Source organism: Lacrimispora sphenoides, assembly GCF_900105215.1.
Taxonomy (GTDB): Bacteria; Bacillota; Clostridia; order Lachnospirales; family Lachnospiraceae; genus Lacrimispora; species Lacrimispora sphenoides_A.
The window spans coordinates 2004834-2017750 of sequence record NZ_FOIP01000002.1 but is presented as its reverse complement, the minus strand read 5'-3'; the positions used below and the strand labels follow the sequence as shown (position 1 = coordinate 2017750).

The window sequence follows — 12917 nt, the reverse complement described above, 5'->3', positions numbered from 1 at the left end:
GAAACGCTGTTTTATTTTGCAGCGTTTCTCTTTAAGTATAATTAATATTTTGTAAAAACAAAGATTGTACTTTTGAATGGAAATGACATTTTTCCTATTCTGTGATATGATAATTTTATGTTTCAGGCGTGTTGCCTGGTTCAAGCATTATGAGGAGGAGGAATATGAATTTATTTGGCAGTTTAGTAATTGCGTTTTCTATGTATTCCCGTATTCCAATGCCCCAGATGGAATGGACAAAGGAGCGGATGAAATATGTCATGTGTTTTTTCCCCCTTATCGGGGCAGTCATCGGTTTGCTGGAATTTGCAGTTTTTCGGGGCTGCGATGCCCTTGGCTTCCGTCATTTCGGGCAGATTCTCCCGGTAGTAATTCCGATCCTGATTACAGGAGGCATTCATATGGATGGATTTCTGGATGTGATTGATGCAAAATCCTCTCATGGGGACAGGAAGAAAAAGCTTGAGATATTAAAGGATCCCCATACAGGCGCTTTTGCCATCATCGGATGCTGCGTCTATCTGATACTCTATCTGACCGCCTTTTTAGAAATGAGTCCGGCCATGATCCCGGCCTATTCCATAATATTCGTAGTTACAAGGGCATTAAGCGGCCTGTCAGTCGTTACATTCCCAATGGCTAAGGAGAGCGGACTGGCGGCTTCTTTTTCTGGTGCTGCACAGAAACGGACCGTGGCAATTACTATGATTTTGTATCTGGCTGCGGCAGAATGGGGGATATGGTATTTGGGAGGAACGATACCAGCCGTCATGACTCTTTTCGTTTCCATTCTTGTTTATTGGTATTATTATGCTATGGCAAAGAAGGAATTCGGTGGAATTACCGGCGATTTGGCAGGATATTTTCTGCAGATATGTGAATTGGCTCTTGTGGCGGGGCTGGCTGTGGTTTCTCATCTGATGTCTTTATAAAAGCGGGATGTGCATTGCCCAGAAAACGTGGGCAGGAAAGAGGAGATATGATATTAATTATTGGCGGAGCATGGCAAGGGAAGCTGGCATTTGCCTTGGAGCTGGCAAAGAGTGCTGATAAAATAACGAATCCGCTTGATTCATTCGTGTATAAAAAAGGAAAAAAGGAAGAGTATGAGATTGCAGAAGGCAGTAGGGACAGCTTTGAAGCTGCCATGAAATTCCCAATCATCCATGGTCTTCATGAGTATATAAGGCGTCTTTTAAAAGAAGGAAAAAGCGTTGAAGTATTTATTGATGCGATTGAGGAACAAAATCCCAATGTTATTATTACCTCCAATGAACTTGGTTGCGGTATCGTGCCTCTTGACCCGGAAGACAGAGATTGGAGAGAAGTTTCGGGAAGGTCCTCTGTAAGATTAGCCCGGACTTCTAAGGAAGTTTACCGCATGGTGTGTGGCATTGAAACTAGGATTAAATAGACAGAAGGTCAGGAAATAAAAGAATGATACGATTACATTTAGCAGCAGTGCTAACAGGATGCTTTCTGGACCTGTGCTTTGGAGATCCCCGCTGGCTTTGGCATCCGGTCTGCGGCATAGGCTCTCTCATAAGCTGGCTGGAGAAAAAGCTAAGGGAAATGTTTCCTAAAGGAGAAGTGGGGGAAAGAAGAGCCGGTTTATGGCTGGTGATCCTTGTGCTATTAATCACTGGTACCGTATCCGGGGCAATTCTCTGGACTTCCTATTTCTTTTCCCCCTATGTAGGGTTTCTTATAGAAAGTATAATGTGTGGTCAGATGATGGCTTGGCGTTCCCTACGGGAAGAAAGCATGAAAGTCCATAAGGCCTTTTCCAATGGAGATGTGGAAGGAGCCAGGCAGGCCGTATCCATGATTGTAGGCCGCGATACGAAAGTATTGTCGGAAGAAGGGATCACAAAAGCAGCGGTGGAAACCGTAGCGGAAAACACTTCGGATGGAATCATTGCCCCTTTGCTCTTCATGGCTCTTTTTGGAGGAGTGGGAGTGTATTTATACAAAGCAGTAAACACTATGGATTCCATGGTGGGCTATAAAAATGATCGGTATCTCTGGTTCGGGCGGGCAGCAGCAAAGCTTGATGATGCCTGTAATTTCATACCGGCCCGGCTATCCGCAGCCCTAATGATAGGGGCAGGATATGTGTGCCAGCTTTTTTATGGAATCAGGAAAAAGAGGAACCCATACAGCGGCAGGAATGGCCTGGTAATATTTAAGAGGGACCGCTTCAATCACAAAAGTCCTAATTCAGCCCAGACAGAGGCGGTCTGTGCAGGAGCGCTGCAGATCCAGCTGGCGGGAAATGCCTGTTATTTTGGAAAGCTTTATGAAAAGCCTACCATTGGAGATGCGGTAAGACCGGTGGAATACGAGGATATCCCCAGAGCCAATTGCCTCATGACAGTTACCTATGTGTTAGCCCTGATCCCTGTATTCTTGCTGTTCCTTATAGTTTTTTAGAATAATCAATCGTTTGATCAGGAGAATAATAATATGGTATACCAGCATGGCGGTGATATATACACCAACAACGTAACAATGGACTATTCAGCTAACATAAATCCCCTGGGGCTTCCCCTTGGAGTAAAAGCGGCTCTTTATAAAGCGGCAGATAGTTGTTCCTTCTATCCTGACAGCCAATCCATGAGGCTTCGGAAGGAACTGGCAGGGTTTCACGGCGTTTCGGCAGAGAACATTATCTGCGGAAACGGAGCAGCAGATTTAATCTTTCAGGTCGTACAGGCATTAAAGCCGAAAAATGCCCTGCTGATCGCCCCTTCTTTTCTTGAATATGAACAGGCCCTTAAGGCCTCTTCCTGCAGCATCGTGCACTATTGTTTAAAAGAAGAACACGGGTTCCGGCTATCTGAAAAAGAATTGATCGACTGGCTGGAGAAAAACAGGATTGATGTTCAAATGCTGTTTTTATGCAACCCCAATAATCCCACCGGATATGCCGTAGAGAAGGAAGCGATGGAAGGGATTCTTAAATACTCCAGGGACCGCGGGATCTTTTGCGTAATAGATGAATGTTTTAATGAATTTTTACAGGAGCCTGAGAGATATTCGGTCCTTGATCTCATAGGAGACGGCGGTTATGAGAATGTCTTCCTTTTAAAGGCATTTACAAAGCTGTATGCTATGGCCGGTCTGCGCCTGGGCTATGGGTTATGCACTGGAAAAGAGGTCCTGGACCAGATGAATCTCATACGTCAGCCCTGGAGCGTTTCCAGTCTCGCCCAGGCGGCAGGAGAGGCGGCCCTATTGGAGACAGAATACGTGAAAAGGACAAGACAGGAGATCACCTGTGAAAGGGAATACCTAAAATCAGCCCTTTCTTCCCTTGGTTTTCTGGTTTTTGATTCCATGGCCAATTATATTTTTTTCCGGGATTTAAGACCAGAGGCTCTTGCAAAAGAGAAGCTTCTTTATAAACAGCTTCTGGACCGGAAAGTTCTGATACGTTCCTGTTCCAATTACAGAGGACTTGATGATACCTATTACCGCATCTGTGTAAAGCAGAGGAAAGAAAATGAAGAGTTTCTTTCCATATTAAAATCCATAGTGACAGAAGGGAAATAACCGTATGGCAAAGACGATCATGATACAGGGAACCATGTCCAATGCAGGGAAAAGCCTGATTGCGGCCGGTTTATGCCGGATCTTTAAACAGGATGGCTACCGGGTGGCCCCTTTTAAATCCCAGAACATGGCCCTAAATTCCTATATTACGGAGGAAGGGCTTGAGATGGGCAGGGCCCAGGCGGTTCAGGCGGAAGCGGCAGGAGTTAAGCCAGAGGCAGCCATGAATCCCATCCTGTTAAAGCCGACCAATGATATTGGGTCCCAGGTTATTGTAAATGGCATATCTATTGGCAATATGCCAGCCAGAGAGTATTTTGCATACAAAAAAGAGCTGGTGCCAGAGATAGAACGGGCATTCCAAAAGCTTTCAGAGGAGTACGATATTATTGTCATAGAAGGAGCCGGAAGTCCGGCGGAGATTAATTTAAAGCAGGATGATATCGTAAATATGGGTATGGCAAAAATGGCGGATGCGCCGGTTCTTTTAGTAGGAGATATCGACCGGGGAGGAGTGTTCGCACAGCTTTACGGAACCGTAATGCTTTTGGAGCCAGATGAAAGAACCAGGATCAAAGGCCTGATCGTCAATAAATTCCGGGGAGACAAGACAATTCTGGACCCGGGGTTAGAAATGATTGAAAAACAGCTTTCCATCCCGGTTGCCGGTGTGGTTCCATATATGGATGTGGATCTGGAAGAGGAGGACAGTCTTGGAGACCATCTGGCAGGAACCGTTAGAACGGACCGGACTGCAGTGGAAATCGCCGTGATCCGTTTGCCAAGAATCTCCAACTTCACGGATTTTCAGGTTTTTTCTACGATACCATGGGTAAGCCTGAGATATGTGGACCGAGTTTCTGATCTTTCAAATCCGGATCTGGTCATTCTGCCTGGCAGTAAAAATACCGTCCAGGATCTACTTTGGATGCGGGAGAGCGGCCTGGAGGCTGCAATCCTTAAGCTTCAGGCGAGAGAGGTTCCGGTATTTGGCATCTGCGGTGGCTTTCAGATGCTTGGAGAAAGCATATCCGATCCCTTCCAAATGGAAACGGATGGGGCTGTCCTGCCGGTCCGAGGAATGGGGCTTCTGCCCGTCCGTACTGTGTTTGGAAAGGAAAAGACAAGAACAAGAGTGGCAGGCTCCTGTACCAGCGTAGGAGGGATATTTGAGGAACTGTCAGGTATCGAGGTGGAAGGGTATGAAATCCACATGGGAGAAACCACCAGATCCGTACCGCCTCTTGCCTATGTCATGGAATGCCAGTCCGGTTCCCACCTAGCGAAAATGGACGGCTGCCAGAGGGGAAATGTATACGGTACTTATATCCATGGCTTCTTTGATAAAGAAGGAATTGCAATGACCATTGTAGAAGCTCTTGCAAAGAAGAAGGGCATTACCCTGGATCTGGATGGCAGTTTTAACTACCAGGAATATAAAGAAGAGCAATATGAACGGCTGGCCGCCCTGCTAAGGGACAGCCTTGACATGGAACGGATCTATGGGATAATGTTCACGAAAGCAATGAGCAGTGTGAAATAGGACAGGAGAAGATTTTCGTTGTGCTTGCACATAAGAAAATCTTGTCATGGCCTATTTCAAAGGGCGAATGCCCGTGAGCTCGCAAAACCGCAGGTTTTGCGAGCGGCACTGCGGACTTATAAGGAGAAACAAAGAGAAACAAGGAGAAACAGATGGAGCTTAAAGAACTGGAGCGGGTACTTCCCGAGGAAATAGAGAAGAGAAGTTTTGAACTGATCACCATGGAGCTTGGAGAAAAAGTCCTTGATCCGGAATGTGAATTGGTGATCAAACGGGTGATTCATACCACCGCCGATTTTGAATATGCGGATAATCTGGTATTTTCTCCCCACGCCGTACAGGAAGGGATCCGGGCATTAAAGGAAGGCGTGCGGATCATTACGGATACGAATATGGGAATGGCCGGCATTAATAAGGGTGCCTTAAAACGCAATGGCTGCAGCGTCAGCTGCTTTATGGCCGATGAGGATGTTGCAGAATACGCAAAGCTTCACCATACCACCCGGGCCTGTGCCAGCATGGATAAGGCAGCAGAGCTTTCGGAGAATTGTATTTTTGCAGTAGGAAACGCCCCCACAGCTTTAGTGCGCCTTTATGAATTAATAAAGGAAGGGAAAATCCATCCCCGGCTGATCATCGGCGTTCCGGTGGGCTTTGTCAATGTGGTACAGTCTAAGGAAATGATCATGACCCTTTCTGATATCCCCTATATTGTGGCCAGGGGAAGAAAGGGAGGAAGCAATGTGGCAGCGGCAATCGTTAATGCCCTGCTTTATCAGATACAGCAGCAGTAACCTGGTTTATTGCCCATGGTTTTGGGTTTTAAGTATACCCGACAGGATTATTAGAGGGGAAGAACAGCATGGACTTATACAGCATAATTTTAGTAGATGACGAAGAAGAAGTACGTAAAAGCATTATAAAAAAGATCGAATGGCAGGCAGCCGGATTCCGGGTGGTGGGAGATGCGGAAAACGGGGAAGATGCCATGGAAAAGATCGAGATTTTGGAACCTGACGTGGTTTTAACGGATATCCGGATGCCATACATGGATGGCCTGGCACTTGCAGAAAAGGTACGGCAGCGGTATCCTTCCATGAAGGTGGTGATTTTTTCCGGCTATGATGATTTTGAATATGCCCAGAGGGCAATCAAGCTGAATGTGACGGAGTACATCTTAAAGCCGGTCAATGTGGAAGAACTGACCTCCATATTAAAAAGGATCAAGGGGAATCTGGATCAGGAAATAGAAGAAAAAAGGAATCTAATCCGTCTTCGGGAGAATTACCGGAAAAGCCTTCCCATCATCAGGGAGCAGTTTTTTAATGATCTGGTACACAAAAATCTTCCGGAAGAGCTGGTGGAACAAAAGCTTAGGGAGTATGGGGTGCCTGTCATGGGTGCAAGGAAATGGATCATCGTAGCCATTGATGTGGAAAAGGGGGAGGTCAGGGAAACTCTGTCCCTTCACAATGAGGAGGAACTCATCCCCATATCCGTCATGCAGATTGTAAGGGAAAAATTAGAGGGTTATTGCCGGTTTGCTCTTTTCCAGTCTGTTTCAGAGGCGGAAATGGTGGTGATCGTTGCTCTTGATGATGACAACTCTACCACAGGGCTGATCGATGTACTGGGGGATATCTGCAAGGAAACAAAGCGGATTCTGGAGGTCCCGGTCTCCATGGGCATCGGCAAAAGCTTCCGGGAGATGACCGGTTTTAGAGAAGCTTATCAGTCTTCCATTGACGCTCTAGGCTATAAAGCTATAGCAGGAAGAGGGACCACCATTTACATCAATGATATGGAGCCGGTGGGAGTAGGAAAGCTGGAATTTGATAGTGTAACAGAAGCGGATTTAATCTCAGCCATAAAATTCGGCCCCGACGAAAAGATCGAAGCAGCGGTTTCCAGGATCATTGAAAAGATGGAATCCGCAAAAGTCCATTACCGCCAGCAGCAGGTTTACATGTTCGGTGTATTAAACAGCGTCCTTCAGATGATGCAGCAGTATGACCTGGCCCTTGAGGATATTATGGGCGGAGAGCTAAAGGGCATGGAAATCTTTGATAGGACAAAGAAGAAAGAGGAATTTGGCCAGTGGCTTTTTAAGATTGCAGGGAAAATGAACCAGTTCATTAACCAGGAGCGTGATTTCACCACACGCCAGGTAATCCAGGAAGCAAAGCAGTATATTATGGACCACTACCAGAATCCTGATTTGTCTGTGGAAATGATTTGCCGCCACCTTCATATGAGCCCGGCATATTTTTCTACCATGTTTAAAAAAGAAACCGGACAGGCTTACATCGCCTATCTGACAGATATCCGTCTGAATAAGGCAGTAGAACTGCTTAACAAAACCGACGATAAGACCTATGTGGTGGCAGCGAAGGTGGGATATCAGGAACAAAACTATTTCAGCTATGTATTTAAGAAAAAATTCGGAGTATCACCGACTAAATTCCGCGGAGCCAGGTAATGGAAACACCCTCCGGGTATCCCTTTACACCCGGTGCCCGATAAAGCGGGGCAGGCTCTAAAGCGGGGTGGGCCCTGTCCAAAAGGATAGACGATAATATGGAAAGAAAGAATATAAGCATTCGTTATACTATTTTTGTATATTTTACCGTGACTGCTTTGGCAGCCAGTCTTTTAATAACCTTTTCCTTATATCAGCGCCTTTCCACCCAGGTGGGAGAAATGGTGCAGGAGGAAAACCAGAGCCTTATTCATCAGGTAGCCAGGTCTGTGGAGTCCTATCTGCTTACGGTCATGAAGCTGTCGGATTCCCTGTATTATGGCGCCGTAAAAAACGCCGATCTTTCTTCGGAATCCATTAATAACGAGATCACGCTCCTGTATGACAACAACAAGGATAATGTGGACAACATCGCTCTCTTTACCCAATCAGGCACCATGGTGGAAGCGGTTCCTGCCGCAAGGCTTAAAAGCGGCCTTGATGTGACCAGGGAAAATTGGTTTTTAAATGCTTTGGAGAAGACGGAAAACCAACACTTCTCTTATCCCCATGTCCAGTATGTTTTTGACAGTAATGAAAACCAGTACCGGTGGGTGATATCTTTATCAAGGGCCGTGGAGCTGACGGAAGGCACCTCTACCACCCAGGGCGTGCTTTTGGTGGATTTAAGCTATTCCAGCCTGGAACATCTTTTTGACGGAGTGACCACAGGAAAGGGCGGCTATGTGTATCTGATCAGCAATGACGGGCAGATCCTGTACCATCCCAAGATCCAGCTTATCGATTCCGGCCGGATGCAGGAGAACAATCTGGTGGCAGCCGGCTATAAAGATGGAAACCACCGGGAGGATTTTCAGGGAGAGACCCGGAACATTACGGTAAAATCCATTGGCTATACGGGCTGGAAGATCATTGGAGTGACGCCTAAAAATGTGGTTTCTTTAAATTCCATTAAGACCAGGCTTTTTATCGTGTTCCTCATAACCCTGATCCTGTTTATACTCGCCCTGATTAACTCCTATATTTCATCCCGTATCACCAATCCCATCAAGGATCTGGAAAAATCCGTGGGAATTCTGGAAGAGGGGAATTTGCAGGCGGCAATTTCCATCGGAGGGTCCTATGAAATCCAGCATCTGGGAAATTCCATTAAAAATATGGCAAAACAGATCCGGGTCCTGATGGATGACATCGTAGCGGAGCATGAGGCCAAAAGAAAACAGGAATTTGATACTTTACAGTCACAGATCAATCCCCATTTCCTTTATAATACTCTTGACATCATCGTGTGGATGATTGAAAACGAGCAAAAGGCGGAGGCGGTCAAAGCGGTGACGGCCCTGGCCCGGTTTTTCCGGATCAGTTTAAGCAAAGGAAAGAGCATTATTACAGTCAGGGATGAATTGGAGCACGTGCGGAATTATTTGATGATCCAGCACATGCGTTTTAAGAATAAATTCTCCTACGAGATTGATGCATCCGAGGAATGTATGGAGCTTTCCTGTTTAAAGCTGGTTTTACAGCCGCTTGTGGAAAATGCCATCTATCACGGAATGGAGTTCATGGATGGAGACGGAGAAATTATTTTAAAGGTCTGGAAAGAAGGAGATGACTTATTCTTTATGGTGAAGGACAATGGCCTTGGAATGACAGAAGACCAGGTGGCGGGCTTATTTTCCGATCAGGTCCATGTCACTTCAAAAAAGGGTTCAGGGATTGGTGTGAAAAACGTCAATGAGAGGATCAAGCTGTATTTTGGGGAAAAGTACGGCCTGATCATTGAGTCAGAGCCTGATGAAGGAACGGTGATTACCATCTGCCTTCCCGCGGTTCCCTATAGTTCTGCCTCTATGCCCGAAGAGAATGGGCGATGAAAAGGAATCACCCTTCGGGTATACCTCTATGCCCAAAAAGCATGGGCGATGAAAAGGAAAGTAGATTATGACAAAACAGGAAAAAATATTGTGGACTCTGCTGGCGGGAGTGCTTGTGTTCCTATTTCTTTTATCCTCCACGGATTTGATCATCAAGGAGAAGAAAACAGAAATATATCCGGTTTCCGTCATCATCGGCGATACTTCCGATGACTATTATGTAAATTTCAGAAAGGGTGCTGATAAGGCGGCAGAGGAGTACAACGTAGATATCAGCTTTATTACACTCTATGAGAAAGGGGATGCCTATCAGCAGATAGAACTGGTTCAGAGGGAAATCAACGATGGCGCATCAGCTGTGGTCCTGATTCCCGTAAAGCCGGTAGAATGTGTAAAAAAGATGGATGATATGGTTTTAAACAGTCCTGCCGTTATGTTGGGAAACTTACCTCCCAATGATCAGGTTAAAAGCGGCATATCTCCGGATTATGAGGAGGAAGGAGGATTGCTGGGGCAGGCAATTGCAGCGGAGAATTCTCCGGATATCCCTGTATGGATTTTTACGGAAGGGCTTGAGTACGGGTATAACAGGGAGGTATATGACGGACTGGTATCCGCTCTTTCAAAATCCGGATTTTCCATGAAGCTTTTTGAGAAAAAGGAGGAGGGGATCTTCCGGGAGGCCATAGAGGGCATGGTTTACCCCGGAAGCGGAAAAGCAGTCATTGCAGCGATTGATGTCAGGAGCCTTGATGAGTCTGCGGATATCATTTCAGGGAGCCCGGTATACGGCAATGTCATTGATGGACTTTACGGAATCGGCAGCACGACCAAACTTTTAAAGGAACTGGACAATGGGATTATTAAGGGACTGGTGGTAAGTGACCAGTTTGATGCGGGCTATATGAGCATCGAAAAGGCTGTGGAAGCGGTTCATGGGGGGCTTCAAAGAACACAAATTGTTTTGGATTCTTACTATATTCAGAAGGCCAATCTACGGGAAAGCAAATTTGAAAGGATTTTGTATCCAATTGATTGAGATGGGGGATGGAATATGAAGAAACGATATGGTATCCTGGCGGTGGTGGTTATCCTGCTGCTGACACTTTGGGGAGTGTTTTATCAGAGCAGGAAGGCTGGTGGAAAGGAAGAAAAAAAGTCCATACGTATCGGGGTGACCCTATACCGTGGAGATGATTCATTTATCAATACGCTCAGGGGAAATATTGAGGAACAAGCCAAGGAATATGAAAAGGAAACAGGAATTAAGGTAGTCATGGATATTGTGGATGCCAAGGGGAATCAGAATACCCAGAACAGTCAGGTGGACCGTTTCATTTCCCTTGGATATGATGCCATCTGCGTAAATATTGTGGACCGCTCCGTGGCCTCCAATATCATCAGCAAAGCCATGGATGCCAGCCTTCCGGTAGTGTTCTTTAACCGGGAGCCGGTGGAGGAGGATATGCGGCGCTGGGAAAAGCTTTACTATGTGGGAGAAAATGCGAAAGAGTCTGCAACCTTACAAGGCAACATCCTGGTGGATGCTTATAAGAAAGATCCTTCTTCCCTTGACTTAAATGGGGATGGAAAGGTCAGCTATGTTCTTTTAGAAGGAGAAAACAGCCATCAGGACTCCTTAATCCGTACGGAATGGTCCATTCAGACCTTAAAGGATGGCGGAGTTCCGTTAGAAAAGATCACTGGAGGAATTGCCAATTGGGACAGAAGCCAGGCATCTGCCTGGATGGAGCAGTGGCTTTTGGAGTATCCGGATGAGGTGGAAGTGGTGATATGCAACAATGATGACATGGCTTTGGGAGCTGCCGATGCTCTGGACCGGAAAGGGGACATGAGGCCGGTTAAAATTGTAGGGATAGACGGGACGCCTCAGGGGCTTGAAGGGCTGCGTACGGGAAAACTGTTTGGAACAGTTCAATGTGACAGCCAGGAATATGCAAATGTTATTTTCAAAATCGCTGCTGCGGAATCTCTTGGTCAAAATGTACAGGAAATTGTAAAATTGGACCGGGATAAGTATTATGAATGCAGGCAGAAGGCACTGACCGCCCAGTAATGGGCGGTCAGTTGTGCATAGTGAGTAAAAATATCGAATTTTTTTGATAGAAAAAGGAAGAATCTAAAAAAATCGATACATATCCAAAAAATATTATATGGAAAAATGCACAAAAGAAAGCTATAATGTGCATGTCGGTAAGGTAAAAACACCAATCGATAACAATATAATGATAAGGGAGGATTTATCATGAGATTACTCAAAAAAGCATTAGCAGTAGGCCTTGCGTCAGCAATGGTATTTTCCATGGCAGGCTGCGGAGCAGGCTCCAAGGGAACAACAGCTGCACCAGAGGCGACTACAGCAGCAGAGACCAAGAAAGAGGACACAAGCGCAGAGACCACCGCAGAAGCAGTTAAAGATGCTGTTGGCGGAGATGTAGCGGATAAGAAAGTCGGTATCTCAATTTACAAATTTGATGATAACTTTATGACACTTTACCGTACAGAGCTTCAGCGCTATCTGACAGAGGACTTAGGCTTTAAGAAGGAAAATGTTGTAATCCAGGATGGTAAGGGTGATCAGGCTGAGCAGACCAACCAGATCCAGAACTTCATTACCCAGAAATACGATGTATTGATTTTAAACCTTGTTCAGGCTTCTTCTGCTCCTGAAATCACAGATATGTGTAAGGAAGCAGGAATCCCGGTTGTTTACATTAACCGTGAGCCAGATACTCAGGAAGAGCAGAGATGGAGTGATGACAAGATTAACGCTACTTATGTAGGTTGTGACGCTAGACAGTCCGGTACCTATCAGGGAGAAGAAATTTTTGAAACTTCCAACAAGGGCGATATTAACGGTGACGGCGTTGTTTCTTATATCATGATCCAGGGTGACCCGGAGAACGTAGATGCTCAGTACAGAACAGAATTCTCTGTTAAGGCTCTTACAGATTCCGGCATGCAGGTAAAAGAACTGTTAAAGCAGCGCGGTGACTGGGATCAGGCAAAAGCTCAGCAGATCGCTCAGGATGCTTTAACACAGTATGGTGATCAGATTGAAGTAATCTTCTGCAACAACGATGCTATGGCACTTGGTGCTCTTCAGGCAATCGAAGCAGCAGGACGTACAGTAAACAAAGACATCTATTTAGTAGGTGTTGATGCTCTGACAGAGGCTGTTCAGAACGTTATCGAAGGCAAGCAGACAGGTACTGTATTCAATGACCACTTCTCACAGGCTCGTACAGCAGGCGATATGGCTGTTAAATTTATCAAGGGTGAATCCGTTGATAATGTAAACATGGTAGACTATATCAAGGTTACTAAGGATAATGCTCAGGAAATTCTTGATAAATTAAAATAATTTCCAGCAGCCGGTAAAAGGAACGGGTGTGTCGGTAAGGCACACCCGATTTTTAAAGGCATCCGGAGTTACAGGTATACC

At 45.8% G+C, this 12917-nt stretch carries 11 protein-coding genes; all 11 read left to right on the top strand.

From position 1 onward, the window contains the following. Positions 1 to 164 precede the first annotated feature (164 nt). The 11 genes from BMW45_RS26100 (at position 165) to BMW45_RS26050 (ending at position 12836) form a co-directional block, all read left to right on the top strand. The gene (locus tag BMW45_RS26100; protein ID WP_092250786.1) at positions 165 to 932 is read left to right on the top strand and encodes an adenosylcobinamide-GDP ribazoletransferase; all 768 of its coding nucleotides are present in this window, start codon (positions 165 to 167) and stop codon (positions 930 to 932) included. A gap of 47 nt (positions 933 to 979) precedes the next feature. Beyond that, positions 980 to 1414: a bifunctional adenosylcobinamide kinase/adenosylcobinamide-phosphate guanylyltransferase gene (locus tag BMW45_RS26095; protein WP_092250783.1), complete on the top strand. Its 435-nt coding sequence runs from the start codon at positions 980 to 982 to the stop codon at positions 1412 to 1414. Between the two features lie 23 nt (positions 1415 to 1437). Then, a complete protein-coding gene (gene cbiB / locus BMW45_RS26090; protein ID WP_092250780.1) occupies positions 1438 to 2433 on the top strand; it encodes an adenosylcobinamide-phosphate synthase CbiB in 996 nt (331 codons plus the stop codon). Between the two features lie 33 nt (positions 2434 to 2466). Then, positions 2467 to 3555, top strand: coding sequence for a pyridoxal phosphate-dependent aminotransferase (locus BMW45_RS26085; RefSeq protein ID WP_092250777.1), 1089 nt, complete (start codon positions 2467 to 2469; stop codon positions 3553 to 3555). A 4-nt stretch (positions 3556 to 3559) separates the two neighbouring features. Next, complete coding sequence (locus BMW45_RS26080; RefSeq protein WP_092250774.1) at positions 3560 to 5098, top strand: cobyric acid synthase; 1539 nt, start codon at positions 3560 to 3562, stop codon at positions 5096 to 5098. A gap of 152 nt (positions 5099 to 5250) precedes the next feature. Continuing rightward, positions 5251 to 5892 carry a precorrin-8X methylmutase gene (locus BMW45_RS26075; RefSeq protein ID WP_092250771.1) on the top strand — a complete coding sequence of 214 codons (642 nt, stop codon included), beginning with the start codon at positions 5251 to 5253 and terminating at the stop codon, positions 5890 to 5892. Positions 5893 to 5960: 68 nt separating this feature from the next. Continuing rightward, positions 5961 to 7577 carry a response regulator transcription factor gene (locus tag BMW45_RS26070; RefSeq protein ID WP_092250768.1) on the top strand — a complete coding sequence of 539 codons (1617 nt, stop codon included), beginning with the start codon at positions 5961 to 5963 and terminating at the stop codon, positions 7575 to 7577. Positions 7578 to 7675: 98 nt separating this feature from the next. Continuing rightward, positions 7676 to 9451, top strand: a complete 1776-nt coding sequence (locus BMW45_RS26065; RefSeq protein WP_092250765.1) for a sensor histidine kinase — start codon at positions 7676 to 7678, stop codon at positions 9449 to 9451. Between the two features lie 67 nt (positions 9452 to 9518). Continuing rightward, on the top strand, positions 9519 to 10490 hold the full coding sequence (locus BMW45_RS26060) for a substrate-binding domain-containing protein (protein WP_207649153.1): 972 nt from the start codon (positions 9519 to 9521) through the stop codon (positions 10488 to 10490). A 15-nt stretch (positions 10491 to 10505) separates the two neighbouring features. Continuing rightward, positions 10506 to 11528, top strand: coding sequence for a galactose ABC transporter substrate-binding protein (locus BMW45_RS26055; RefSeq protein WP_242883246.1), 1023 nt, complete (start codon positions 10506 to 10508; stop codon positions 11526 to 11528). 189 nt (positions 11529 to 11717) lie between these two features. Next, the gene (locus tag BMW45_RS26050) at positions 11718 to 12836 is read left to right on the top strand and encodes a galactose ABC transporter substrate-binding protein (RefSeq protein ID WP_092250759.1); all 1119 of its coding nucleotides are present in this window, start codon (positions 11718 to 11720) and stop codon (positions 12834 to 12836) included. Positions 12837 to 12917: the final 81 nt, after the last annotated feature.

Excerpts from the sequence above, each read along its gene's own strand:
- BMW45_RS26085 (WP_092250777.1), top strand. The coding sequence starts at position 2,467 with ATGGTATACCAGCATGGCGGTGATATATACACCAACAACGTAACAATG.
- BMW45_RS26055 (WP_242883246.1), top strand. The coding sequence starts at position 10,506 with ATGAAGAAACGATATGGTATCCTGGCGGTGGTGGTTATCCTGCTGCTG.
- BMW45_RS26070 (WP_092250768.1), top strand. The coding sequence starts at position 5,961 with ATGGACTTATACAGCATAATTTTAGTAGATGACGAAGAAGAAGTACGT.
- BMW45_RS26065 (WP_092250765.1), top strand. The coding sequence starts at position 7,676 with ATGGAAAGAAAGAATATAAGCATTCGTTATACTATTTTTGTATATTTT.
- cbiB (WP_092250780.1), top strand. The coding sequence starts at position 1,438 with ATGATACGATTACATTTAGCAGCAGTGCTAACAGGATGCTTTCTGGAC.
- BMW45_RS26075 (WP_092250771.1), top strand. The coding sequence starts at position 5,251 with ATGGAGCTTAAAGAACTGGAGCGGGTACTTCCCGAGGAAATAGAGAAG.
- BMW45_RS26050 (WP_092250759.1), top strand. The coding sequence starts at position 11,718 with ATGAGATTACTCAAAAAAGCATTAGCAGTAGGCCTTGCGTCAGCAATG.
- BMW45_RS26060 (WP_207649153.1), top strand. The coding sequence starts at position 9,519 with ATGACAAAACAGGAAAAAATATTGTGGACTCTGCTGGCGGGAGTGCTT.
- BMW45_RS26095 (WP_092250783.1), top strand. The coding sequence starts at position 980 with ATGATATTAATTATTGGCGGAGCATGGCAAGGGAAGCTGGCATTTGCC.
- BMW45_RS26080 (WP_092250774.1), top strand. The coding sequence starts at position 3,560 with ATGGCAAAGACGATCATGATACAGGGAACCATGTCCAATGCAGGGAAA.
- BMW45_RS26100 (WP_092250786.1), top strand. The coding sequence starts at position 165 with ATGAATTTATTTGGCAGTTTAGTAATTGCGTTTTCTATGTATTCCCGT.